22 protein-coding genes and 2 riboswitches are annotated in these 23968 nt (G+C 60.5%); of the genes, 8 read left to right on the top strand and 14 right to left on the bottom strand.

What is annotated here, in order from left to right:
- Positions 1-18: 18 nt before the first annotated feature.
- The 6 genes from KCG39_RS04850 (at position 19) to KCG39_RS04825 (ending at position 6320) form a co-directional block, all read left to right on the top strand.
- Entirely contained in the window at positions 19-714 is a 696-nt protein-coding gene (locus KCG39_RS04850; RefSeq protein WP_211811560.1) for a TenA family protein, read from the top strand.
- Complete coding sequence (locus KCG39_RS04845) at positions 711-1439, top strand: ABC transporter ATP-binding protein (RefSeq protein ID WP_142468259.1); 729 nt, start codon at positions 711-713, stop codon at positions 1437-1439. Before KCG39_RS04850 ends, KCG39_RS04845 begins: the two co-directional genes overlap by 4 nt.
- Positions 1436-2176 (top strand): ABC transporter permease, encoded by a 741-nt coding sequence (locus tag KCG39_RS04840; RefSeq protein ID WP_142446534.1) that lies wholly within the window; start codon positions 1436-1438, stop codon positions 2174-2176. The genes KCG39_RS04845 and KCG39_RS04840 overlap by 4 nt, the downstream gene beginning before the upstream one ends.
- A 24-nt stretch (positions 2177-2200) precedes the next feature.
- A complete protein-coding gene (locus KCG39_RS04835; protein ID WP_142468258.1) occupies positions 2201-3136 on the top strand; it encodes an ABC transporter substrate-binding protein in 936 nt (311 codons plus the stop codon).
- Positions 3137-3443: 307 nt separating this feature from the next.
- Positions 3444-4829: a diaminobutyrate--2-oxoglutarate transaminase gene (locus KCG39_RS04830; protein WP_024358191.1), complete on the top strand. Its 1386-nt coding sequence runs from the start codon at positions 3444-3446 to the stop codon at positions 4827-4829.
- 9 nt (positions 4830-4838) lie between these two features.
- Positions 4839-6320, top strand: a complete 1482-nt coding sequence (locus tag KCG39_RS04825; protein ID WP_162626001.1) for a pyridoxal phosphate-dependent decarboxylase family protein — start codon at positions 4839-4841, stop codon at positions 6318-6320.
- A gap of 192 nt (positions 6321-6512) precedes the next feature.
- Here KCG39_RS04825 and KCG39_RS04820 read toward each other — a convergent pair whose 3' ends face one another.
- Positions 6513-7295, bottom strand: a complete 783-nt coding sequence (locus KCG39_RS04820; protein WP_123829393.1) for an SDR family NAD(P)-dependent oxidoreductase — start codon at positions 7293-7295, stop codon at positions 6513-6515.
- Positions 7296-7411: 116 nt separating this feature from the next.
- On the opposite strand from KCG39_RS04820, the gene KCG39_RS04815 reads away from it, so the two are divergent.
- Positions 7412-7960 carry a TetR/AcrR family transcriptional regulator gene (locus KCG39_RS04815; protein ID WP_142468257.1) on the top strand — a complete coding sequence of 183 codons (549 nt, stop codon included), beginning with the start codon at positions 7412-7414 and terminating at the stop codon, positions 7958-7960.
- A gap of 2 nt (positions 7961-7962) precedes the next feature.
- On the opposite strand, the gene KCG39_RS04810 is transcribed toward KCG39_RS04815, so the two are convergent.
- The 10 genes from KCG39_RS04810 to KCG39_RS04765 all read right to left on the bottom strand — a co-directional run bounded on the left by KCG39_RS04810 (position 7963) and on the right by KCG39_RS04765 (position 21480).
- Positions 7963-8706 (bottom strand): glutamine amidotransferase, encoded by a 744-nt coding sequence (locus tag KCG39_RS04810; RefSeq protein WP_142468256.1) that lies wholly within the window; start codon positions 8704-8706, stop codon positions 7963-7965.
- 103 nt (positions 8707-8809) lie between these two features.
- The gene (gene mrdA, locus KCG39_RS04805; RefSeq protein ID WP_172879919.1) at positions 8810-10729 is read right to left on the bottom strand and encodes a penicillin-binding protein 2; all 1920 of its coding nucleotides are present in this window, start codon (positions 10727-10729) and stop codon (positions 8810-8812) included.
- 184 nt (positions 10730-10913) lie between these two features.
- Positions 10914-12710 carry an allophanate hydrolase gene (gene atzF, locus KCG39_RS04800; protein ID WP_211811559.1) on the bottom strand — a complete coding sequence of 599 codons (1797 nt, stop codon included), beginning with the start codon at positions 12708-12710 and terminating at the stop codon, positions 10914-10916.
- Positions 12707-16312 (bottom strand): urea carboxylase, encoded by a 3606-nt coding sequence (gene uca, locus KCG39_RS04795; protein WP_142468254.1) that lies wholly within the window; start codon positions 16310-16312, stop codon positions 12707-12709. The genes atzF and uca overlap by 4 nt, the downstream gene beginning before the upstream one ends.
- Positions 16313-16480: 168 nt before the next feature.
- The gene (locus KCG39_RS04790; RefSeq protein WP_004120525.1) at positions 16481-17116 is read right to left on the bottom strand and encodes an urea amidolyase associated protein UAAP2; all 636 of its coding nucleotides are present in this window, start codon (positions 17114-17116) and stop codon (positions 16481-16483) included.
- Positions 17117-17126: 10 nt separating this feature from the next.
- Complete coding sequence (locus KCG39_RS04785; protein WP_004120527.1) at positions 17127-17855, bottom strand: urea amidolyase associated protein UAAP1; 729 nt, start codon at positions 17853-17855, stop codon at positions 17127-17129.
- 4 nt (positions 17856-17859) lie between these two features.
- Positions 17860-18636 (bottom strand): ABC transporter ATP-binding protein, encoded by a 777-nt coding sequence (locus KCG39_RS04780; protein WP_004120528.1) that lies wholly within the window; start codon positions 18634-18636, stop codon positions 17860-17862.
- The gene (locus KCG39_RS04775; RefSeq protein WP_004120530.1) at positions 18633-19448 is read right to left on the bottom strand and encodes an ABC transporter permease; all 816 of its coding nucleotides are present in this window, start codon (positions 19446-19448) and stop codon (positions 18633-18635) included. Before KCG39_RS04775 ends, KCG39_RS04780 begins: the two co-directional genes overlap by 4 nt.
- A 24-nt stretch (positions 19449-19472) precedes the next feature.
- Positions 19473-20531, bottom strand: coding sequence for a putative urea ABC transporter substrate-binding protein (locus KCG39_RS04770; protein WP_004120532.1), 1059 nt, complete (start codon positions 20529-20531; stop codon positions 19473-19475).
- Between the two features lie 57 nt (positions 20532-20588).
- Positions 20589-20687, bottom strand: a riboswitch (guanidine-I (ykkC/yxkD leader).
- Positions 20688-20877: 190 nt separating this feature from the next.
- Entirely contained in the window at positions 20878-21480 is a 603-nt protein-coding gene (locus tag KCG39_RS04765; RefSeq protein WP_004120534.1) for a helix-turn-helix domain-containing protein, read from the bottom strand.
- A 43-nt stretch (positions 21481-21523) separates the two neighbouring features.
- Here KCG39_RS04765 and KCG39_RS04760 point away from each other — a divergent pair, with 43 nt between their 5' ends.
- Positions 21524-22216 carry a B3/B4 domain-containing protein gene (locus KCG39_RS04760; RefSeq protein ID WP_142446530.1) on the top strand — a complete coding sequence of 231 codons (693 nt, stop codon included), beginning with the start codon at positions 21524-21526 and terminating at the stop codon, positions 22214-22216.
- A 46-nt stretch (positions 22217-22262) separates the two neighbouring features.
- Here KCG39_RS04760 and KCG39_RS04755 read toward each other — a convergent pair whose 3' ends face one another.
- The 3 genes from KCG39_RS04755 to KCG39_RS04745 form a co-directional block, all read right to left on the bottom strand.
- Positions 22263-22895 (bottom strand): LysE family translocator, encoded by a 633-nt coding sequence (locus KCG39_RS04755; protein ID WP_142446529.1) that lies wholly within the window; start codon positions 22893-22895, stop codon positions 22263-22265.
- Between the two features lie 19 nt (positions 22896-22914).
- Positions 22915-22994: riboswitch (ZMP/ZTP riboswitch) on the bottom strand.
- 54 nt (positions 22995-23048) lie between these two features.
- Positions 23049-23513 (bottom strand): DMT family transporter, encoded by a 465-nt coding sequence (locus KCG39_RS04750; RefSeq protein WP_142446528.1) that lies wholly within the window; start codon positions 23511-23513, stop codon positions 23049-23051.
- A 9-nt stretch (positions 23514-23522) separates the two neighbouring features.
- On the bottom strand, positions 23523-23957 hold the full coding sequence (locus KCG39_RS04745; RefSeq protein ID WP_004120541.1) for a DMT family transporter: 435 nt from the start codon (positions 23955-23957) through the stop codon (positions 23523-23525).
- Between the last annotated feature and the right edge of the window lie 11 nt (positions 23958-23968).

The raw sequence follows: 23968 nt of genomic DNA, 5'->3' as shown, positions 1-23968 counted from the left end.
CTTGTTTCAGGAGGTCCTGTGATTCTTCCCGCGTTTACCCAAGGTATTTATGGCCGTCTGCGTCAGCAGGCCGGCGCCGACTGGCAGCACTACGTCGCCCACCCTTTCCTGCGCCAGCTCGCCGATGGCACCCTGGCCGAACCCGCCTTCCGCCGCTATCTGACCCAGGATTACCTGTTTCTGATCCACTTCGCCCGCAGCTACGCGCTGTTGGTCAGCAAGCTGCGTACTCTGGCGGAAATGCGCGCGGCCGCCGCGTCGATGAACGCTATAATGGACGAGCTGCCGCTGCACGTTGGCTACTGTCGGGAATGGGGGCTGGATGAAGCGACGATGGCCGCCGAAACGGAAGCCGCGGAAACCATCAACTACACCCGCTACGTGCTGGACATCGGCCACTCCGGCGACGCCCTGGATCTGCTGGCAGCGCTGATGCCCTGCGTTGCCGGCTACGCGGAAATCGGCCTCGGCCTGCTGCACGATCCGGCGACCAGGCTGACCGCCAATCCATATGCCTCCTGGATCCGCAACTACGGCGATGAGGGTTACCTGAACGGCGTCACTAACGCTATCGGCCTGCTGGAAACCCTCTGGCGGCATCGCGGCGGCGAGGCGCGCTTCGCTGAACTCAGCGCTATTTTCACTACCGCCACGCGTCTGGAGGCAAACTTCTGGCAGATGGGCCTCAACGCCGTCGCGGAGCGCCCGGCGTGACGGCACCCGGTATCGAGGTGCGCGGTCTGAGCCTGCGCTTTGGCGCGCGGTGGATATTCGACAATCTGACGTTCGATATCCCCGGCGGCCAGTGGGTATCGCTGCTGGGGGCCAGCGGCGCTGGAAAGACCAGCCTGTTGCGTATTATCGCCGGGCTGGCAAAAGCTACCGCCGGTGACGTTCGCGCCAGCGACGGGCAGCCAATAGATAAACGGCTGGCGTGGATGGGACAAAAAGATCTGCTTTATCCATGGTTAAGCGTGCGCGACAACGTCTCGCTTGGCGCGCGTCTGCGCGGAGAGCGCGTAGACCATCGGCGGGTTGCCGCGCTGTTACAGCAGGTTGGCCTTGAACACTGCGCCGGCGACCGCCCGGCCGCCCTCTCAGGCGGCATGCGCCAGCGTGCAGCGCTGGCGCGCACGCTCTATGAAGACCGCCCCATTGTGCTGATGGACGAGCCCTTTTCCGCCCTCGATACCCTTACCCGCACGCGCATTCAGACCCTGGCTGCGGAACTGCTGGTGAACCGCACCGTGGTGCTGATTACCCATGATCCGATGGAAGCCTGCCGCCTGAGCCATCGTCTGCTGGTCCTTTCCCCCGCTCCCGGCGGGATTGACGATGCGCATCACCTCTCCGGTTTGCCGCCGCGCGCGCCGGACGATCCGGCGCTGTTGGCCAGCCAGGCGGAGCTGCTGCAACAGCTCATAAGGGCTAACGGATGAGCGCAAAACTGTTTCGCGCCGCCGTAGTGTTCTGCGGCCTGCTGCTGCTCTGGTGGCTGGCGAGCCGCAGCGGCATTCCCGCTTTTCTGCTGCCTTCACCCTCGGCGGTGGCAAGGGCTCTTTGGGTCAACCGCATGTACCTCGGCCAACACACGCTGATCACCTTGAGCGAGATCCTCAGCGGCCTCGTGCTTGGCGCCCTCCTCGGAGTGACGCTGGCGCTGTGCATGATTGTCTCGCCTCGCCTTCAGCGCTGGCTGATGCCGCTGGTGCTGACCAGCCAGGCGATCCCGGTCTTTGCCCTCGCCCCGCTGCTGGTGCTGTGGTTCGGTTTTGGCATGGGCGCCAAGGTCATGATGGCGGTGCTGGTGATTTTCTTTCCCGTCACCTCGGCGTTTTTTGACGGTCTACGCCGGGTTAATCGCGACTATCTCGATCTGGCGCGCACCATGGGGGCCTCTTTTGGCGCGCAGCTGCGCCACGTTCGCATGATGGCCGCCCTTCCGGCCCTCGGTTCGGGCCTGCGGATGGCCGCCGCCGTTGCCCCCATTGGGGCGATTATCGGCGAATGGGTCGGTTCAGCCGAAGGTCTGGGCTACGTCATGCTTAACGCCAACGCCCGCCTGCAAACCGATATCTGCTTCGCAGCCCTGTTCATTTTGGTGGTGCTGACCGTCCTGCTCTGGCTGGCGGTGGATGCTTTTTTACGCCGGCTGATCGACTGGACGCCGGAATAACGATTTTAAACAGAAGGAATAACCATGCGTAAACATCTTTATAGCGGAATGGCCCTTGGGGTGCTGTTCAGCGGTCAGGCGCTGGCCAACGAGAAACTCACCCTGGTGCTGGACTGGTATATCAATCCCGACCACGCGCCGATCGTGGTGGCCGAACAGATCGGCGCCTTTAAAGACGCGGGGCTGGACGTCAAAATTGTGCCGCCGTCCGACCCGGCGCTGCCGCCGCGCTTAGTCGCTGCACGCCAGGCGGACCTGGCGATTACCTACCAGCCGCAGGTGCATTTTTTTGCTGATGAAGGGCTGCCGCTGGTCCGCGTCGGCACGCTAATTAATTCGCCGCTGAATACGGTGATCGCGCTGGATAAAAGCATAAAATCTCCCGCCGATCTGCAGGGCAAAAAAGTGGGTTACTCGGTGAGCGGTATCGAACAGGCGACGCTGGCCACCATGGCGCAGCATGCGCACATCGACCCCAAAAGCATCAAGCTCATCAACGTGAACTTCCAGCTGACCAGCGCCCTGCTGGCCGGTCAGGTCGACGCGGTGATTGGCGGCTATCGTAATATCGAAGCGCTGGAGCTGAAGCTACAGGGGAAAGATCCGCAGGTGATGAACGTTGAGGATTACGGCGTACCAGCCTACGACGAGCTGGTGATTGTCGCCAACCGGGATGAAGCCAACGCGCCGAAGATTAAGGCGTTCCTCACGGCGCTGCAAAAAGGCGTCGCTTACCTGCGCGCTCACCCGCAGGAGACCTGGCAGGCGTTTGCCGCCGCGCATCCCGAGCTCAACACCGAACTGAACAAGCAGGCATGGTTTAAAACACTTCCTCAGTTTGCCAGCGATCCGGCGGCGTTGGATAAACCTCGCTATGAAGCTTATGAACAGTTTTTATATAACAATAAGTTGGTGAAAAAAGTCACACCTTTAACGAATTATGCGGTTGAGCTGCATTGAGTCATGCCATTGCTGGCGGAAACTTTTCGCCAGCAATATCCGCGCAACGTTAATAAAAATCGAGAAACTTCCTCACTAATAATTACAATTTTAAAGGTCTTTCATGCTTTAAAATATTACTTTAAAATCAATTTATTATGATGGTTTTCGGCAGTGTAAAAATAACGTAAATATACCTTAATCAATAAAACGTTGAATGCGTATCTAAAAAGCCATATATTGTGCCCGCTTTAATGCATGGCGATTCAATTTCTTACACCAATTTATTCAACCAGCGCTCAACCGTAACGCTGGTTGTGGGAGTGATATGATGACGGATAAAGTCCGTATTGATACTTTAGGCGCAGATTTATTAGATGCAAACAACGATACCTTTTTGGCCCGTCAGGCTGAATTCGAATCGAATGTCAGGAGCTACCCGCGCAAGCTGCCCCTTGCGATTACCAAAGCGGAAGGCGTCTGGCTGACCGATGCGGATAACAAACAGTATCTGGACTGCCTTGCCGGCGCCGGTACTCTGGCACTCGGCCACAACCATCCTGACGTGCTGCAGAGCATCCAAAGTGTCATTACCAGCGGCTTGCCGTTACATACTCTCGATCTGACGACACCGTTAAAAGATCGCTTTTCTGAATACCTGCTCTCCCTGCTGCCGGGCGAAGGCAAAGAATACTGCCTGCAGTTTACCGGTCCGTCCGGCGCTGACGCCGTGGAAGCGGCGCTGAAGCTGGCGAAAAAATACACCGGTCGCTCTTCCGTGATCAGCTTCTCCGGCGGCTACCACGGCATGACCCACGGCGCGCTGTCGGTCACCGGCAACCTGTCGCCAAAAGCGGCGGTTAACGGCATGATGCCGGAAGTGCAGTTTATGCCTTACCCGCATCAGTACCGCTGCCCGCTGGGTATCGGCGGTGAAGCCGGTGTGAAAGCACTGACCTACTACTTCGAAAACCTGATCAATGACGTCGAAAGCGGCGTGCGTAAACCGGCGGCGGTGATTCTTGAAGCCGTTCAGGGTGAAGGCGGCGTCAACCCGGCTCCGGTCGAGTGGCTGCAGCGCATCCGTAAAGTGACTCAGGAACACGGTATTCTGCTGATCATCGATGAAGTTCAGGCTGGCTTTGCCCGTACCGGTAAATTCTTCGCCTTTGAACACGCAGGCATTGAGCCGGACATTATCGTGATGTCGAAAGCCGTTGGCGGCGGTCTGCCGCTGGCCGTTCTCGGTATCAAAAAGCAGTTCGACGCCTGGGAACCGGGTCACCACACTGGCACCTTCCGCGGCAACCAGCTGGCGATGGCCACCGGTCTGACCACCCTGCGTCACCTGAAAGACAATAAGATTGCGGATAAAACCGCCGCTCAGGGCGAATGGTTGAAAGGCAAGCTGGCCGAGATGCAGAAACGCTATCCGGTTATCGGCCACGTTCGCGGTCTGGGCCTGATGATCGGCATCGAGATCGTTAAACCGAACGAAGCGCCGGACCACATGGGCTGCTACCCGGCGGACGGAGAACTCTCCGCGCTGCTGCAGAAGAAATGCTTCGAAGCGGGTCTGATCCTCGAGCGCGGTGGCCGCCACGGCTGCGTGCTGCGTCTGCTGCCGTCCCTGCTGATCAGCAACGCTGAGCTGGAAATTTTCTTCGACAAATTTGAACAGGCCCTGCTGGCCGCCGGCGTAAAACCGGTCTGAGTGGAGTAAGTGACCGCAATGTCCAAATTGAATCCGATTCTTGCTGGTTCCGCGCAAAGTATTGATGCCTACCAGCAAGCGATCGCCCAGACCAGCCAGGCGGTAGCGCAGTGGCTGCAACAGCCTGAAATGTATCAGGGGAAAAGCGTTGACGAACTGCGTGAGCGTATCACCCTTGATTTCAACGAACAGGGTCTGGGCAACCAGGCGGCGATTGAACGTGCGATCGAGTACTTCCTGAAAGACAGCCTGTCGGTACATCACCCGCAGTGCGTGGCGCATCTGCACTGCCCGAGCCTGGTAATTAGCCAGGCGGCGGAAGTGCTGATTAACGCCACCAACCAGAGCATGGACTCCTGGGATCAAAGCCCGTCAGCGACCATCATCGAGATCAAGCTGATTGAATGGCTGCGCGCCCAGGTCGGCTACGGCGCTGGCGATGCTGGCGTTTTCACCAGCGGCGGCACCCAGAGCAATATGATGGGTCTGATGCTGGCGCGCGATGCCTTCTTCGCCCGCCGGGGTCACTCCATCCAGCAGGATGGTCTGCCGGGCGATATTCGTCAGTACAAAGTGCTGTGTTCAGAAAACGCCCACTTCTCGGTGCAGAAGAATATGGCGCTGATGGGCCTCGGCTACCGCTCCGTGACGCTGGTGAAAACCGACGAATTCGCGCGGATGGACGTGGCGGATCTGAAAGCGAAAATCGCCGAGGCGCAGGCTAACGGCGAGCAGATTATGGCGATCGTCGCCACCGCCGGCACCACCGACGCCGGGGCAATCGACCCGCTTCGCGAGATTGCGGCCGTCGCGGCAGAGCACCAGATCTGGCTGCACGTCGACGCGGCCTGGGGCGGCGCGCTGTTGATGTCCGAGAAGTATCGCGACCGTCTGGACGGCATTGAGTTAGTGGACTCCATCACCCTGGATTTCCACAAGCAGTTCTTCCAGACCATCAGCTGCGGCGCGTTTCTGTTAAAAGAAGCCCGTCACTATGAGCTGATGCGCTATCAGGCGGCCTATCTGAACTCCGAGTTCGATGAAGAGCACGGCGTACCGAACCTGGTATCCAAATCGCTGCAGACCACCCGCCGCTTCGACGCGCTGAAGCTATGGATGGGTCTGGAAGCGCTGGGCCAGAAGCAGTACGCGGAAATCATCGACCACGGCGTGACGATGGCGCTGAACGTGGCGGATTACGTCGCAACGCAGCCGACGCTGGAACTGGTCATGCAGCCGCAGCTGGCGAGCGTGCTGTTCCGTTCACGTCCGCAGCAGATGGCGGGCAGCGACGATGCCGCGATCGCCCTGCTCAACCAGCGGGTTGGCGATGCGCTGCTGGCTTCCGGTCGCGCTAACGTCGGCGTGACTGAGCACAACGGCGTTACCTGCCTGAAGCTGACGCTGCTGAACCCGATCGTGACGTTAGAGGACGTGAAGGTGCTGCTGAGCCTGGTAGAACGTACCGCTCAGGAGCTGCTGGCGCAGTAAATTTGTTTTCGCATTAACCTTGAAAGCCGATAACTCACCTTATCGGCTTTTTTATTGGTTATTCGCCCTCGACTTGTGACGTTGTCACGATTTTTCCCGCTGCGTGGTATCTGCGCCAGGCGTGACATGGCGGGATGTTGTCGCACCGTGTATCGACTCTCCTTTCCGATATACGGTGAGACAAACGCACGATCAGTCCAGATAACGCGCCGCCGGTTCAGATTGCGCAAAGCCGGGGAGCATGGCCTGACGCGTCGCGTTGAGCGCCTGCCACTGCGTTTCATCATGCAGCGGCGGAATGGTCACCGATTCACGGCGGTCGAACCCTACCAGGGCGGCATCCACCAGTTTATCCACCTCCATGACGCCGGGGATGGTATCCACATCTTTGCCGCTGTGCTGCCAAATCTCGGTGCGCGTCGCCGCCGGCAGTACCGCCTGGACGTATACGCCTTTCGCGCTCAGCTCAACATCGAGCCCCTGCGAGAGAAACAGCACAAAGGCTTTCGTGGCGCCGTAGACGGTCAACCCCATTTCCGGACCCAGCCCAACGACCGACGCGATGTTGACAATCGCCCCCTCTCCGGCTTCGGCCAGACGCGGCGCGATGGCGTTCGCCAGGCGAGCCACTGAGGTCACGTTGAGGGTAATCAGGCGAGTGATGTCGTCACTGCTCTGGTGGAGGAAATCACCGGGAATCGAGGTGCCGGCATTGTTGACCAGAATCCCAATACGCGCGTCTTCCCGCAGCCGCTTCTCCACGGCGGTGATGTCGCTATCCTGGGTTAAGTCGGCCTGCAGGATGTCAACCTGAACGCCGGTTTCACCGCGCAGTCGCTCGGCCAGCGCCGTCAGACGCTCGCGGTTACGCGCGACCAGCACCAGGTCGTGGCCACGACGGGCAAAACGTTCGGCATAGACTGCGCCAATTCCGGTCGATGCGCCGGTTACCAGCACGGCTGATTTACTGCTCATAGGTGTACTCCTTGATTTATACATGATGGTCGTCATGTATAATGGCACGGGCTGGGTATGCTGTAAATAATGTTATATGATGGCCATCATAAATAATTTCGCAGCAGGACGACGCCATGAGAGTGAGCAGAAAACAGGTTGAAGAGAATAAGCAGACAATCCTGACCGCCGCTGGACGCTTGTTTCGCGAGCGGGGTTTTGACGCGGTCACGGTCACCGATATTATGAAATCAGCCGGTCTGACCCACGGCGGATTCTACGGCTACTTCAAATCGAAGGATGACCTGATCGCCCAAACCCTCGCGGAACTGAAGATAGAGAACGACGCGGCGAAAAATGGCCTCGTCGCGCAAATCGAGCGTTATCTTTCCCCCGAACATCGGGATAATTTTGCCAGTGGCTGCCCGCTGGCGGCGCTGGCGGCTGAGACCATCCGCCAGTCCGAACCCGCGCGTGACGAAATGAGCGCGCGGCTGCAGCAGCAGATAGCGCAGCTCAGTGAAGCGATGGATGATCAAGACGCTGAAGCCCGCCGCCGTGCGGCGATAGGCTGCTGGTCGGCCATGGTCGGCGCGTTGATTCTGGCGCGGATGACCGCGGATTCGGCGTTTTCCGACGAAATCCTGGCTGAAACGGCGGCCTGGCTCGCGGAAAAACAGCGCTAACGTTAAGCCGGGTTGAGGTCTGGCTGCAGGTAGCCTGCGACAAAGCGGGTCAAAATCGCCGAGGCCACTGGACTCTCCGCAACGTCACGACTCAGCCTGTCCGGGTCAACCCCCTCGTTGCGCAGCGCCGCCTGACGGAACGCGATCAGCGAGCGGGCAATCGCCGGGGTGATCTCCGGATGAAACTGCGTAGATACGGCATGTGCGCCGTAGCGAACAATCTGGTGAGGGTCGTGCTGCGACGAAGCCAGCACCTTCGCCCCTGGCGGTAATCGGGTGACCGTTTGCATATGCGTGAGGTGCGCGCTGAACGGCGCCGGGTGGTCAGCCAGCAGACAATCCGCCAGGCCGTGTGCGGACAGTGAAATGGTTTTACTTCCCGCTTCGCGTCCGGCTGGATGGTAGTCCACCTCGCCGCCCAGCGCGTGCGCCATCAGCTGATGCCCGTAGCAGACGCCAAACAGCGGCATGTCAATTGCCATCGCCTCGCGGATCCATGCGGCGGTCATTTCGCTCCACGGCAGGCGCTCCGTGACCATATCCCAGGATCCGGTAATCACCGCCACGGTATAATTGTCCGGCGCGGGAAGCGGCTCGCCGGCATACACCCGCGCGACGCTGATTTTATTGCGCCACGGCGCCAGCAGATTGCCAAACCAGAGGGGAAGATCGCCGTGGTCGGAGACGATTTCATCCGGCGGAGTCCCGGTCTGGACAAGAAGAAGCGTATTTCGGCTTAACGACATCAGAGCGCCTTTTTCACAGCAACACAGAACGCTACTATGCGCAAAAGCGCCGGCGGCGGCAAATAACCAATCCGCCAACGCTTATGCTCTCCGCGAATAACCGCTACTGCGCGTCGGCGCTCTCCACCTGCGGTACCGTCGACGTCGCGCCCTGTACCGCCGGCGCGTTGGCCGGGTCGAAGATATGGTCGAGGATGGCGCGCGCCGTCGGTCCCGCTACCACGCCATCGCCGCCGCCGTTCTCCAGAATCAGCGCCATCGCCACCTTCGGATGCTGATACGGCGCAAACAGGGTGTAGAAAATATGGTCGCGCAGGCGCACCGGGATCATTTTCGCGTTATAGGTCTGGTTCTCCTTCAGGCTGAAGACCTGGGACGTCCCGGACTTGGCGGCGATTTGGTACGGCGCGGTATGGAACAGCTTATAGCCGGTGCCGTTTGGCAGGTTCGCCATGCCGTACATGCCGTTACGCACCACGCTCCAGTAGGGCGAACGCGGATCGCCAACCTGCGGCAGATCCTGCGGCGGCTGATAGCGCTCGACCTTATTCCCCTGCTTCATGGAGTAAAGCAGATGCGGATTTTGCACTTTGCCGTTGTTAATCAGGGTCGTCAGCGCCTTAACCATCTGGATCGGCGTGGCAATCCAGTATCCCTGGCCGATGCCGACGGAAATGGTATCCCCCTGATACCACGGTTTTTTATGCACCCGCTGTTTCCACTCCCGGCTCGGCAGCACCCCGGCATACTCTTCGTTTAGATCGATGCCGGTTGACTGACCGTAGCCAAACTTGCTGAGCCACTCGTGAATACGGTCGATACCCATCTCAAACGCCACCTGGTAGAAGAAGGTATCCGCCGATTCTTCTATCGCTTTGGTGACGTTAAGCATGCCGTGGCCGCTCTTCAGCCAGTCGCGATAGCGGCGCTGGGTCCCCGGCAGCGTCCAGGTCGGCGCGCCGAAGAAGGAAGTGGTTGGCGTGATCACGCCCGCCGATAGCGCCGACAGCGCCATGTAGGGCTTCACCGTCGACGCGGGCGGATAGAGCCCCTGGGTGACCCGGTTAATCAGCGGCCGGTCCGGGTTATCGAGCAGCGAACGGTAGGCCTGATAGCCGATGCCCCTGACAAAGGGATTGGGATCGTAGCTGGGACTGGACACCATGGCCAGCACGCCGCCATCGCGCGGATCGACGACCACCACCGCCGCGCGCTGCCCCTTCAGCACCGATTCGATATACTGCTGCAGGTGCAGATCCAGCGTCAGGTAGATATTCTTCCCGGCCACCGGCGGCACCTCTTTCAGCAGGCGCACGACCCGCCCGTGGTTATCCACCTCGACCTCCTGGTATCCGGTGGTGCCGTGCAGCGCTTTCTCGTAGTAGCCTTCAATGCCCTGCTTGCCGATATTGTGGTCGGCGGCGTAGTTCTCCTCTTCCCCCGCTTTGGCCAGCTTTTGCAGATCGCTATCGTTGATTTTCGATACGTAGCCAACCACGTGCGCCAGTTCGGCCCCGTAGGGATACGCGCGCTGCTGATAGCTCTCCACCGTGACGCCGGGGAAATGAAATTCATTGACTGCAAAACGCGCCACTTCAACATCGCTCAGGTCCGATTTTAAGGTCACCTCTTTGTAGCGGCTGTTGTGGTGCATATCGTCGCGAAAATCGGCGATATCCTGCGGGGTTAAATCGACGATCGGTGTTAGCTGCTGCAGCAGCGCCGTCATATCGGCGATTTTGCTCGGGATCACCTGCAAACGGTAGAGGGTAATATTTTGTACCAGCGGGATACCGTTACGGTCGAAAATCAGTCCCCGGCTCGGCGCGATGGGCAGCATTTTAATATCGTTCTGGTTTGAACGCGTCTGATAAAAATCGTGCTGATCGACCTGCAAACGGTAAAGATTAAGGATCAGGATGGCAAAGCAGACCACCACCAGTAGAAACGCGATGACGGCTCGGCGGATAAATAGCATCTCTTCCGCTGAATGGTCGCGAATTTCATCTCTCATTAGGGACATTAGCGGTCATATACCTGGGTTACAAAGGGCCTGAAAAAGGAAAAGCGGGGAAGAATAGCGTTATCGCAGCGGGAGCCCTACCGAAAGGTTGCTAATGATTTGGCAGAAATGTTTCAGCATGTTAGAGGAGTGACGCTGTCACAAAAAACACCTCCCTCGAAAACTCGACGGAGGTGATGATGTCCTAGCGTGCCAGCCAGGCGCGCCAGCCCCCGTAAGCGGTAATCTCCGTAGCTTCGCCTAATCCATCGGCTTCGCAAATAAAGCCCGTTAACCGGCGTCCGTCGGCAAGTTCAACTTTACCTAAGCCCAGCGGCGCGGGAATGGCCGCCAGTAGCGAACCGACCTCCGCGCTGGGTAGCTCCCACACTTCGACCGCAATCGCCGCCCCGCCGCACTTATCGCGAACCATTGCCGGGCGCTTACCGTCCGCGAGGGCGTACAACCGATAGTGCGCTGCGCTGCGGGTTTCCTGCAGCAGCCGGCCGCCCCGCGCCAACAGCTGATCGTTTAGCGGCAGGCCGGCAAGATGCGCGCCGCAAACAACCAGCGCCATTCGGTCATGGCCGGCGGCGCGCTCGGGCTCCGGGGTTTCCAGCAGCGTCCCGCCGACCAGCGGCAGCCGCTCCGCTCGCTGAAACGCATCGGCCAGGCTGAGCAAATACTGGTCGGTAAATGCCCGGCCAAACAGGGTAACGCCGGAGGGCAATCCGTCCGGCATAAATCCGCAGGGCACGCTCACCGCCGCGTAGTCCAGCAGATTCATAAAGTTGGTGTAATACCCGAGATCGGCGTTACGCGCGATCGGTTCCGCTTGCAGCTCGTCGAGCGTCACCGGACGTGGATAGGTTGGCGTCAGCACGCAATCGAGGGTCTCGAGGATCGCGTCGCACCGGGCTTTGTACTGCTGTAGCTGATAGATCGCCTTAAAGGTCGCCGTGGCGTCGGTGTCCGGCGCTTTCGCCAGCACATCGCGAATAACCGGCAGCACCGCCTCCGGCTGCCGCGCAATCAGCGGGCCGACGACCGCGTAACGTTCAGCGACCCACGGTCCGTCATACAGCAGCCGGGCTGCCGCCAGAAACGGCGCGAATTCGATCTCAACCGCCACCCCGCCCAGCGCCGTCAGCCGTTGCCGGGCCTGGGTAAACAGTCGTTCGCTTGCGCTGCAGCCGAGGAAGCTCAGCTCGCGCGGAACGCCAAAACGAAAACCGGCTGCCGGCCTGCCGAACGCCTGACGGCTGTTCCACTGCGGATTATGGCGGCTCCAGGCATCCAATGTATCGTACTGCGCGACCAGCGCCAGCAGCTGGCTGGCCTCGTCGGCGGTGGCGCTGAAAAAAGTCACACAGTCTAACGTACGGCAGGCGGGCACGACCCCAGCGGTGGAGATCAGCCCTTTCGTGGCCTTCAGGCCAACCAGATTATTCAGCCCCGCCGGGACGCGGCCGCTACCGGCGGTGTCCGTTCCCAGCGAGAAGCTGGCGACGCCCAGCGCCACTGCCAGCGCGGAGCCGGCGCTGGAGCCCCCGGAGGGGTAATCGGCAAGATAGCCGTTGCGGCAAGCGCCGTACGGCGAGCGGGTACCATTCAGGCCGGTGGCAAACTGATCGAGATTGGTTTTACCGACCGGTACCGCCCCTAGCGCGATTAGCTGAGCGACAATCGTCGCGCTCTGCTCCGCCCGGTAAGCAAACGCCGGGCAGGCGGCGGTGGTGACAATCTCCGCCAAATCGATGTTGTCTTTGATGGCGAACGGCACGCCGTATAGCGGTAACTCGGTCGGCGAGAGGTCTTCCAGCGCCGCCAGAAACGGCTCCTGCTCCTCTTCGCTCAGAATATGGATAAATAAGCGGAATTCGGGGTTCAGCGCCTGCGCCCGCTGGCGCACTTCCGCCAGCAGGCGGCGCGGGGTGGTTTTGCCGTTGCGATAATCTGCCGCCAGGGTCGCCAGGCGTAAATCAAACGTATGCTGCATCATGCCTTCTCCTCAATAATCACCGCCACCCGCTGCCCGGCGCGCACCGCGCTACCCGGCTGGACGTGAACCTGCTGAATAACGCCATCGCAGGGGGCCAGCAGCGGGATCTCCATCTTCATCGACTCCAGAACGACCAGCACATCCCCCGCGCGAACCCGACTGCCTGGCGCGGTTTGTACCTGCCATAAGTTGCCGGAAATCGGGCTCTCCACCCCCTGCTCGCCCTGCCGCAACGGCGCGTCGCCGCCCTCATCCACGGCGCTTTCCTGGCTGTCGAAATGGGCCTGGCCGCTGGCTATCCAGCGCTCGCGTTCGGCGTTGAACGCCCGCTGCTGATGCTCGCGAAACGCGTCGATGCTGTGCGCTTCGCGGCGAAGAAACTGTTGGTATTCCGCCAGCCGCAGCGTGCTGTTCTCAATGCGCAGCGGGTAGCGTCCGAGCGGGAAGTCGCGGCGAATTTGCAGCAGTTCTTCCGCTGAAACCGGATAGAAACGCAATTGGTCGAAGAAACGCAGCAGCCAGGGTTTGCCAGCAAAATCCGCCACTTCGTGGTAGCGATTCCACATCTGCAGGGTTCGGCCAACGAACTGATAGCCGCCAGGTCCCTCCATGCCGTAGACGCACAGATAGGCCCCGCCGATGCCGACCGAGTTTTCCGCCGTCCAGGTGCGCGCCGGGTTGTACTTGGTGGTGACCAGGCGATGGCGTGGGTCAAGCGGCGTCGCCACCGGCGCGCCGAGATAGACGTCGCCCAGTCCCATCACCAGATAGCTGGCGTCAAATACCGTATTCCATACCGCCTGCTCGTCAGGTAGATCGTTGATGCGACGAATAAATTCCAGATTACTCGGGCACCATGGCGCGTCCTGGCGCACGGTGGTCATGTATTTATCGATCGCCTTGCGGCAGGCCGGGTCGTCCCAGGAGAGCGGCAGATGCACCACGCGCGTCGGCACCTGCAGATCGTCGCTCAGGCATACCGTGGACCATTCGCCGCGCACCCGCTCCAGTAGCGCCTCCAGGGGCAGCGTTTCCGGCTGAAAATGGATTTGCAGCGAGCGGATCCCCGGCGTGATATCAATCACGCCTTCTGCGGATTGCGCCTCAAGGGCCTGCATCAGGGCATGAATGCGGAAACGCAGCACCAGATCCAGCTCCGGCTCCCCGGCTTCCAGCAGCAGGTGGGTATCGCCGGAAAGGCGCGCCACCAGGCGTTTATCCGCCTCGCCGCAGGTCATGACGACAGGCGACGTCAGGGGCGCGGGCTGCCAGGCTATCGCCTGGTGACTTAGGGTCGCCAGCTCGGCGCGCCGCCCTTGCGCCAGCCGCCGGGCGGTGGGTAAATCCACCGCCACGAAATGCACTTTGTCCCCGGCCTTGAGCTGGCCTAACTGCCAGAGGTCGGCTTCAATAACGGTGACCGGGCAGACGAAACCGCCGAGGCTCGGCCCGTCCGGCCCGAGGATCACCGGCATATCGCCGGTAAAATCGACCGCGCCCACCGCGTAAGGATTATCGTGAATATTCGACGGATGCAGTCCTGCTTCGCCGCCGCTGTCGCGGGCCCACAGCGGCTTGGGCCCAATCAGGCGCACGCCGGTGCGGCTGGAGTTAAAATGGACCTCCCAGTCGGTGGCGAAAAAGGTCGCGATATACTCCGGCGTAAAAAACTCCGGCGCGCCGTGGGGGCCATAAATCACCCGCAGCGTCCGTACCTGCGCAAGCGCCGTGCGGAGCGCGGCGGGCAGTTGATCCCCGACCCTGGCGGCGGCGCGCGGCGCCAGATGCAGCACGTCGCCGCCGCGCAGCGCCCGTCCGCCGTGGCCGCCAAACTGACCGAGGGTAAAGGTGCTTTTACTGCCCAAATAGTCCGGCACCTGAATACCGCCGCTCAGGCAGAGATAGCTTCTGACCCCTGCGCCGCTTATCGCGCCAAGCTTCAGCGTCGCCCCTGCCGGAATGGTAAAAACGCGGTCCAGCGGCTGGTCAACGCCATCGAGCGTCACCGCCAGCGGCGCACCGCACACCGCCGCCTGAACGTCAGTATTAAATTTCAGGGTCGGCCCGTTAAGGGTGATTTCCAACGCGGCTTCACCCTCGGCATTGCCCAGCAGACGGTTGCCGAGACGCAGGGCGCGATCGTCCATCGGCCCCGACGGCGGTACGCCCACCGCCCAGTACCCGAGACGTCCAGGGTAGTCCTGCACGCTGGTCTGGGTCCCGGCGCTCAGCACCTCGACGGTGGCCGCCCGGTAGCACAGCTGCTCAAGGCAGCGGGTCCAGGGCTCGCCTTCGGTAAACGGCGCAAAGCCGAGAATTTGCAGCAGGTACAGCCGGTTGGTTTCGACGCCGTACAGGCGGGTCTCCGCCAGCGCCTGCGCCAGGCCGGCGATAGCCTCATCGCGGCTGGGGCGCCAGGCGATCGTTTTTGCCAGCATCGGGTCGAAAAACGGCGGCACTTCGCAGCCTGCTTCCACCCAGCGATCGATACGCAGGGCGGCGCCGTCCGCCGGTGGAAAGATGGCTTCCGTTAGCAGTCCGGGAGATGGCTGAAACTGCCGTCCCGGATCTTCGGCGTAAAGTCGCGCCTGAATAGCATGCCCCTGGGGCCGTAACCCGGCGGCCAGCACGTCCAGCGCGGGTAAATCGCCCGCCGCCAGCTCAATCATCCAGCGCACCAGGTCAACGCCCCACACCTGCTCGGTGACGCCGTGCTCAACCTGAAGCCGGGTATTCACTTCGAGGAAATAAAACTGCCGCGCCGTGCTGTCATAGACGAACTCCACCGTGCCGGCGCTGCGGTAGTTCACCGCTTTACCGAGCGCGATAGCCGCCGCGCATAGCGCCTGCGCGGTGCCTTCCGGCAGATTAGGCGCAGGCGTCTCTTCAATCACTTTCTGGTTACGCCGCTGTACCGAGCAGTCGCGCACCCCGAGGGCGATAACGTCCCCCCGCCCGTCGCCGAAGATTTGTACCTCCAGATGACGGGCGCGTTCGATATATTTTTCGAGAAATACGCCGGCGTCGCTGAAGTTGTTTTGCCCCAGCCGCTGCACCGTGGCGAATGCTTCGGTCAGCTCACGGGCGTCGCGGCAGACGCGCATGCCGATCCCGCCGCCGCCGGCGGTGCTTTTAAGCATCACCGGATAGCCCACCGCCTCCGCCGCCCGGCAGGCTTCGTCGCTGTCAGCCAGCAGTTCGCTGCCCTCCAGCAGCGGCACGCCCTCGGCTTTGGCTAAGGCGCGGGCGGTATGCTTCAGACCGAAGACGCGCAGCTGCTGCGGGGTTGGGCCGACAAAGGCCAGCCCCACCGCCTCGCAGGCTTCGGCGAAGGCCGCGTTCTCCGACAGAAAGCCGTAGCCGGGGTGGATCGCCTGGGCGCCGCTCTGCTGCGCGGCGGCAATGATTTTCTCCGTGGCCAGATAGGTTTGCGCCGCCGGACCGTCGCCGAGGCTGAGGGCTTCATCGGCGTCGCGGATATGCAGACTACTCAGGTCGGCTTCGGAATAGACGGAGACGCCCTTCACCTGCATCGCGCGCAGGGTGCGCAGAATGCGGCAGGCAATCGCGCCGCGGTTGGCAATCAGTAAGGTATCAAACATAAGCGGAACTCACAGGGTCGCGGGTCGTCCCGCAAAAATTCGATGTTCCCCTGAGGTCGTCCCCGGGGTGAACCGGCGCTTAAGGTTTGCGCGTCGGCTTACTGTTCAGGCGATCGGCGCGGACGGCGAAGAGCCGAAAGGCCAGCAGACGCCAGCGCTGCCAGCGGGTCAGTTCCATACCAGCACCTCGGCGGGCGTAGGGTTCCAGCCGTTGCAGGGATTGTTCAACTGCGGACAGTTGGAAATCAGCACCACGGCGTTGCACTCGGCGCGCAGCTCAACGTATTTACCCGCCGCCGATATGCCGTCCTCAAAGGTCAGCCCACCTTCCGGGGTTACCGGGACGTTCATAAAAAAGTTGATGTTGGCGCCGATATCGCGCTTGTGCAGGCGACCATCGTGCAGGCAGGCGCAAAGGAAATTATCCCGGCAGCTGTGCATATAGCGTTTATCCTGGGCGTAGCGCACGGTGTTGCTCTCCTGGGCGCAGGCGCCGCCGAGGGTATCGTGGCGACCGCAGGTGTCGGCAACGATGGTCAGCAGCGGATTGCCCAGATTGGAATAGAGCACGCTGCCGGTGGTCAGATAGGCATTGCCCTGGCGGCGCAGCGTGCGCTGCGGATCGTAGCGTTCCCGGGGGTTATCAGCATTGTAGAACAGAGTATCAATGGCCTGGTTGCCTTCGAGGTCTAGCAGGCGCAGGGTTTGTCCTTTTTGTACCTCAAACAGCCAGGGTTCCCCTGCCGGGATCACATGACGATAGACGGCATCTTCAGGACGACGGTTACTGGTGATAAGGCTCATCGCTGCCTCCTTACAGGGCAAAAAGTTGGGTATTGAGGAACGCGCGCTGGTTTTCATCGCGGGTAAAGAGCGCTTCTGTGGCCGCCTGCACATCGTCGGCCTGATACCAGCTGAGCTGAATCGGCCGCGGGGCGTACTCCGCGGCAGGATCCTGGGGATGAGGCAGCGCGGTCAGCACCATGAGGACATCCATCGGCGCAAACAGCTCAACGTAATCTCCGGCGCGGCTGTTGCCCGGGATGAAGCGGAAACTACCGTCCTCATCGACAGTCACTTTGCTGAAGAAGTTAACCACCATCAGCAGGTCTTCAAGGCCCAGGTCCCACTTGCCCATCTCGACCAGCAGGTTATCGACACCGTTGCGATAGAAGCCGTTGCGCAGCTCCTGGTAGCGTCCTGCGCCATATTTTTCACGCGTCTCGTCGGCGTTGAGCACCCCGCCGAACGGGTCGTGCCAGCCGCAGCTATCGGCCACAATCCCGGCCAGGACGCGCCCCATATCTGAGTAGAAACAATGCCCGGCGGTCAGGCGCGCGGTGTGCTGGCCCTTGAGGGTATCCGGTAAATTCAGGCGCTCGCTCTTCTCGTGGGGATTAAGCATCATCATGCTGACGTTAGCCCCGCCGTCGATATCGGTCAGGCGCAGGATCTGCCCTTGGCGCAAAATCAACGAGGTATGCGCCCCGCCGGGGAGACGCTCTTCGCGCAGACTGGGGGAGGAGTGAAAAAGTGCGGTCATCAAACTATCTCCTTAATGCGTAAACGTTATTGTCGCTGCCGGTCGTCAGCTGCGACATCCGCGCTTCATTGAGCGGTATATCGTAGGTAATGCGCGCCCCCCAGGCGTTAGGCGCCTGCGGGTCAATGCGCACTTTGTCGAAAACCAGCAGCCGGGTGCCAAGGTTGAAGCCTTCCGCGAGGTCGTGGGTGACCATAAAAACCGTCATCCGGGTTTCGCTCCATAGCTGGAGCAGCAGCCCGTGCATATCCTTGCGGATCCCGGGATCCAGCGCGCCGAAGGGCTCATCGAGCAGCAGCACGCGCGGCTGCATCACGAACGCCTGGGCAATCGCCAGCCTCTGCTGCATCCCGCCGGAGAGCTGCGCCGGGTATTTATCCAGCGCGTGCCCCAGCCCGACTTTCTCCAGCATCCGCCGCGCCTGTTCGCGGGCGTCGCGTTTCCTGCCGGCAAACAGCCGGCCAAACAGCGGTGACGCCGGAAGTTCAAGACCTATGGCGACGTTATCCAACACGTTGAGATGCGGGAAAACCGAATAACGCTGAAACACCACGCCGCGGCTGCGATCCGGCTCCGCCGCCAGCGGCAGGCCGTCGAGGGTAATTTCACCGCGGGTCGGCTTTTCCTGGCCGAGCAGCAGACGTAAAAAGGTTGATTTGCCGCAGCCGGACGCCCCGACCATCGAACAGAACTCGCCCTCTTTCACCTGCAAATTGATGCGCTCCAGCACCACGTGATCGCCGTACTCCTGCCAGATATTTTTGATGTCGATAAAACTCATGCCCGACCTCCTTCCGCCCACGGGAAACAGGCTTTATGCAGCTGGCGCAGAGCCAGATCCATCAACCACGCCAGCAGCGTTATCCAGATGACGTAAGGAATAATCACGTCCATCGCCATATAGCGGCGAACGAGGAATATGCGATAGCCAAGCCCGGCGGTGGCGGAAATGGCCTCAGCGGAGATCAAAAACAGCCACGCGGAGCCCAGCAGCAGGCGCAGGGAGGTTATCAGCCGCGATAGCAACTGCGGCAGCACGACCCGCAGGACCACCGTCCAGCTATTGGCGCCGAGGGTTTGTGCTTTGATAAACAGCTCCGCAGGGATTTCCCGCGCCCGCTGCTCAAGGTCGCGCGCCAGCATCGGCGTAATGCCAATAACGATAAGCATCACTTTTGATAGCTCATCCAGGCCAAAGACGATAAACAGCACCGGCAGGATCGCCAGCGGCGGGATCATAGACACCACGGTCATCAGCGGCGACAGCGCCGCGCGGTACATCGGGAACACGCCGGCGGCGATGCCGATGCCCAGGCCAATCAGCGAAGAGAGTGTCAGGCCAATCAGCAGGCGGCCAAGGCTAATCAGCGTATCGGCCCACAGCAGATACTCACCGCTGCGTTTATCCGGCGTGAACGCCATCCGGTCAATGGCCGCGATCATTTGCGACAGGCCGGGCAGCAGCTTATCCTGCGGATTGGCTTCCAGCCGCACCGCCGAGCCGATAAACCAGGCGGCGACCAGCAGGACAAAGGGCAACAGCATCAGCGTCAGACGCATACCCTGACGGGGATAGCGGTTAATGTGGCGCATGGCGTGGACTCCCGGAGTCAATCATTACAGCTTGCCCGCCGCGGCCAGCTTCAGATAGCTGTCGTCAAAGCGCAGCTTGCTGTTCGCGGTATCGCCGACGGTGACGCCGCCGGGAAAGGTCATGCCGATAAAGTCGGCGCTCTGCGCTCCCTCGCCCAGCAGCCCTTTATCAAAGGAGAACTGCGCCACCCGCTGCATGGTTTTGGCCAGCTCCGGCGAGGAGATAAACGTCAGGGTGTCGGCAGGCGTCCAGAACAGATGGGTCGTTTTTAGCTGCGCCTGGTAACCGGCGAGGTCGGTGCCGGAGTCGGCGGCCATAGCGTTTAGCGCCTCGGTATCGCCGGCCTGCATTTTGGCCATCATCTCGAACCAGGCGCCGGTCAGGGCTTTGCCCAGCGCCGGGTTATCTTTCAGCGTCTGAGTATTTACCACCATCATGTCGATCAGCTCGCCGGGGACCTGTGAAGAGCTAAAGACTTCTGTAGTTTGCGGCGTCTTTTTGATAACCGAAAGCTGCGGGTTCCAGGCCACCGCCGCGCGTACGCCGCTGGTGCCAAAGGCCGAGACGATATCCGCATCCGAGGTATTGACCACTTTGACGTCTTTTTCCTGCAGTCCGGCTTTTTCCAGGCCGCGAACCAGCAGGTAGTGCGATACCGAAAGCTCCGGGAGATACACCGCCATGCCTTTCAGATCGCTGAGTTTTTTATTCGCCCCTTTCAGCACCACGCCGTCGTTGCCGTCGGAGTAGCTGCCGGTAATCAGCGCCGTCGTGTCAACGCCCCCCGCCGCCGGAATGGTCAGGGCATCCATGTTGGTCATGGTGCAGCCGTCAAACTGGCCCGCGGTATACTGGTTGATGGACTCGATGTAGTCGTTTAGCTGAACGATATTGATTTTGATGCCGTATTTACTGGCCCACTTATCGATGATTTTTTCGTTGCTGATGGTGCCCCAGGGCATCCATCCGGCGTAGATAGTCCAGCAGACGTTGAACTCTTTTTTGACGGCGGCAAACGATGGGACGCTGGCCAGCAGCGCCAGCGACAGGATAAGAGAGCGGAGGAGCGGCGGTGTCTTCATGGTGGACCTCTGGTTAGCACGGGAAACGGGGGCAGCGCGACACCCAACGGTGCTGCTGTCTCCCGGGCTTTTGTCCCGCCGTGTAACCTCGCAGAGGTCGCCAGCTCTCGGACCAGACGTTCACCTGAGTGAACCGGAACCCTAGCCAGCTATTGTGTTATCTCAATTGTCTGTTGCGCTGCCTTCTGACGAGGAGTTTGCAAGGTCTATGCCAGGCGCGCAGAGCGCGTAAAATCAGCCATACGACGACAGGCGTCGCCGCGATTCCCAATAATGGGGAGTGATGATGGGGCATTGCATGAATTTGGTGCGCTCGCCGTGAGAGAGGAGCGCGGTCGGGATAATACTAACGCGCTTTTTCGCTGACCGTCATAGTGAAGCGCGTGACAGCATCCCCGGCGTTAGCGTAGCTATGCGGGGCGTCGGTGCGCGCCACGGCGGAATCTCCGGCGACAATCACATAGCTCGCGTCGTTGACCGTCAGGGTTAAGGCGCCCTCGGTCACAAAAAGCAGCTCTGTCGTGCCATCGCCGTGCCCCGGCGAGGTAAAAATCTCACCGGGATAGAGACTCCATTGCCAGAGCTCCACCATATCCGGTCCGCTGGTACCGGCAAGCAGCCGCGCATGACCGCCCCGCTCGCCCTGCCACAGGGTGGGAATATCCCTTGCGGCCATCACCTTGACAGGCGGCGCGGCGGCGACGTTGACAAAATCGGCCACGGATACGCCCAGCGCCGAGGCCAGACGGCATAACAGCGCGATGCTCGGATTGGCCCGGCAGGCTTCAATGTCTACCAGCATGCCTTTACTGACCCCCGCGCGTCGCGACAGCTCATCAAGGGAGATCTTCTTTTCCGCCCGGTAGCGTTTAAGGCGCGCGGCAACGGCTTCATTGATCATGGCGGCATCGGCGCCCGCATCGGTCGTTATATTGACTTTATTGGTCATCGGTCGATATTATGCTTTAAAATGGTCGTTACAGGATTATCCAATGAATAGCGTATTACCGTCAATCAGCCCGCAGGTCTCCGCGCTGGCCCCCGGCTTTCGCGCCCTGAGCATTGATGTCGTTTCCGCCGCCGTACGCGCCCCCCAGGTCGGGTCAGATGCGCTCCGCTCCGCCTGCAAAGCGGTTCTCGCCGACGAGCCGCAGTGGGCGGAGGCGCACCTGCAGGCCTGGAGCGAAGTATTCCGCGCCTTTGGCGCAAAACCTAAAAGGACCCCCTGCTCGGCGGAAGCCTTGCGTAAACGGGTGCTGCGCGATGGCGAGATGGCCGCGATCGATCCTATCATCGACCTCTATAACGCGGTGAGCCTGCGCTACGCCGTGCCGGTCGGCGGCGAAAACCTGGCGGCGTATGTTGGCGTGCCGCAGCTCAAGATAGCGGACGGCAGCGAGCCGTTCGATACCGTTAAGGAAGGACAGACGGTTTACGAATACCCCGACGCGGGAGAGGTGGTCTGGGGCGACGATCGCGGCGTGACCTGCCGCCGCTGGAACTGGAGACAGGGAGTACGCACTCGTCTGAGCGTGGAGAGTCCGCGGATGTGGTTTATTCTTGAAAGCCTGCCGGAAATGCCGTTTAGCGCGCTGCAGGAGGCGGGAGAGATGCTGAGCAACGGTCTGCTGGAGATGATGCCGGAGGCGACGATCCGCTCGCGGCTGATTGGCCCGGGGGCTTAACCCCCTTCTGCTGCGCCCGGCAGCGCTATACTACCGGGCAGAGCGATTACTTCCGCGCTTCGAAGGCAATTTTCACCGCCATCCCCGCCAGCACCGTCGCCATCAACCAGCGCTGAAACTGCTGCCATAACGGGCGCCCCGCAAGAAACAGCGACACCTGCCCGGCCATCACCACAATCAGCGCGTTAACCGCCACGCTAATTATCGCCTGGGTAAATCCCAGCGCCAGCGATTGCGTAAGGATGCTGCCGTGACCGGGAGAGATAAACTGCGGCAGCAGTGAGAGATACATGATGGCGATTTTAGGGTTCGCCAGGTTAGTAATAAAGCCCATCATAAACAGCTTACGGCCGCTATCCGCAGGCAGGTCGCGCACCGTAAAGACCGAGCGCCCGCCGGGCTTCACCGCCTGCCAGGCCAGATAAAGCAGATAGACAACGCCGCTGATGCGCAAGACGTCATAAGCATAGGGCACGGCGAAGATCAGCGCGGTAATACCGAACGCGGCGCACAGCATATAAAAGACAAACCCCAGCGCCACCCCGCCGAGGGAGACCAGTCCGGCCTTTCTTCCCTGGCAAATCGAGCGCGAAATCAGATAGATCATATTCGGCCCCGGGGTCAGCACCAGGCCAAGGGCCACCAGAGCGAAGGTCAGCAGCGACGAAATCTCAGGCATAGCGTATCTCCATAAAGTGAAGTGATGCCCAGGCGCGCGGCGGCGGCAACCATGCTCCCCGACAGTGACCTGTCTAAAACGCCAGTCACATGGTGACGAACAGTATGGCCGCGGTTAGCGATGCACGACAACTCACCTGAACAGGTGGGCGGTCTATCGCTTCTCTGCTGCTTTTGCCGCCTTGCCGGAGCGATAAATAAAGAACAGCGCCAACCCCAAACAGACGATCGCCCCAAGCCGCCCCGGTGAAAAGGTAATGGCATCATTACCGAGCCAGCCAAAGTTATCGATCAGCAGACTCATGGCCAGTTGGCCAAAAATCACCGCCACCGTGGCCGTCGCGGTACCGATACGCTGCACCGCCACCACCATAATTACGATATAGGGGACGCCGCAAAATGCCCCCAGCAGCTGCCATTTCGGCACATCCTGCAGCGTCGTCGTCTGGTGGGGCGCAAAGTAGAAAATCAGCAGCGCGGTGATCAAGGCGCCTACGGAGAAAGTGAGAAACGCGCTACGAAATACGCCTACCTGACTGCCTAAACGACCGTTAATCGCCGCCTGCATACTCAACATCGCGCCGCCGGCCAGCGCCAGCAAAATCATTATGCTACTCATCTTAAGTCCTCAGCTTGCGGCGATCAGAATCAGGGCGACAACGATAAACAGTAGTGCGATAAGCCGCCGACCGTCGATTTTACGTTTTGGCGAACCGAACAGGCCATAATGGTCAATCAACAGGCTTTTGCAGACCTGGCCGGCAAGAATGCCGATCATCGTCATGGCAATACCGATAACCGGCACGGCGATAGTTAAGATGACGACATAGATGGGGCCCAGGATGCCCCCGGTAAGCTGCCAGCCCGGCAAAGAGAAGAACGAGGGGCTTTGTCTCTGGCCAAACAGCAGCATCAGCAGAAACGTCAGCGCGCTGCCAACGCTGAAAATACTGAAGGTGGCCCACAGGTCCCCTACCTGACCGGCCAGCGGCCCGAGTAGTCCAGCTTCCACGGATAATCCCATGCCGCCGGCAATCACAAGAAAAATAAGTAATAACTGCATCGTTGCTATCC

The sequence above is a fragment of the Klebsiella pasteurii genome, from assembly GCF_018139045.1.
Lineage (GTDB): Bacteria > Pseudomonadota > Gammaproteobacteria > Enterobacterales > Enterobacteriaceae > Klebsiella > Klebsiella grimontii.
The sequence above is the reverse complement of the archived record's forward strand: the minus strand, read 5'-3'. Positions and strand labels throughout refer to the sequence as shown.

Coding starts and splice junctions, on each gene's coding strand:
- KCG39_RS04775 (WP_004120530.1), bottom strand. CDS start 19,448: ATGCGCCACATTAACCGCTATCCCCGTCAGGGTATGCGTCTGACGCTG.
- KCG39_RS04810 (WP_142468256.1), bottom strand. CDS start 8,706: ATGTCGTTAAGCCGAAATACGCTTCTTCTTGTCCAGACCGGGACTCCG.
- KCG39_RS04770 (WP_004120532.1), bottom strand. CDS start 20,531: ATGAAGACACCGCCGCTCCTCCGCTCTCTTATCCTGTCGCTGGCGCTG.
- KCG39_RS04820 (WP_123829393.1), bottom strand. CDS start 7,295: ATGAGCAGTAAATCAGCCGTGCTGGTAACCGGCGCATCGACCGGAATT.
- atzF (WP_211811559.1), bottom strand. CDS start 12,710: ATGATGCAGCATACGTTTGATTTACGCCTGGCGACCCTGGCGGCAGAT.
- KCG39_RS04780 (WP_004120528.1), bottom strand. CDS start 18,636: ATGAGTTTTATCGACATCAAAAATATCTGGCAGGAGTACGGCGATCAC.
- KCG39_RS04750 (WP_142446528.1), bottom strand. CDS start 23,513: ATGAGTAGCATAATGATTTTGCTGGCGCTGGCCGGCGGCGCGATGTTG.
- KCG39_RS04815 (WP_142468257.1), top strand. CDS start 7,412: ATGAGAGTGAGCAGAAAACAGGTTGAAGAGAATAAGCAGACAATCCTG.
- KCG39_RS04790 (WP_004120525.1), bottom strand. CDS start 17,116: ATGAGCCTTATCACCAGTAACCGTCGTCCTGAAGATGCCGTCTATCGT.
- KCG39_RS04830 (WP_024358191.1), top strand. CDS start 3,444: ATGATGACGGATAAAGTCCGTATTGATACTTTAGGCGCAGATTTATTA.
- KCG39_RS04840 (WP_142446534.1), top strand. CDS start 1,436: ATGAGCGCAAAACTGTTTCGCGCCGCCGTAGTGTTCTGCGGCCTGCTG.
- mrdA (WP_172879919.1), bottom strand. CDS start 10,729: ATGTCCCTAATGAGAGATGAAATTCGCGACCATTCAGCGGAAGAGATG.
- KCG39_RS04745 (WP_004120541.1), bottom strand. CDS start 23,957: ATGCAGTTATTACTTATTTTTCTTGTGATTGCCGGCGGCATGGGATTA.
- KCG39_RS04755 (WP_142446529.1), bottom strand. CDS start 22,895: ATGCCTGAGATTTCGTCGCTGCTGACCTTCGCTCTGGTGGCCCTTGGC.
- KCG39_RS04760 (WP_142446530.1), top strand. CDS start 21,524: ATGAATAGCGTATTACCGTCAATCAGCCCGCAGGTCTCCGCGCTGGCC.
- KCG39_RS04835 (WP_142468258.1), top strand. CDS start 2,201: ATGCGTAAACATCTTTATAGCGGAATGGCCCTTGGGGTGCTGTTCAGC.
- KCG39_RS04765 (WP_004120534.1), bottom strand. CDS start 21,480: ATGACCAATAAAGTCAATATAACGACCGATGCGGGCGCCGATGCCGCC.
- uca (WP_142468254.1), bottom strand. CDS start 16,312: ATGTTTGATACCTTACTGATTGCCAACCGCGGCGCGATTGCCTGCCGC.
- KCG39_RS04785 (WP_004120527.1), bottom strand. CDS start 17,855: ATGACCGCACTTTTTCACTCCTCCCCCAGTCTGCGCGAAGAGCGTCTC.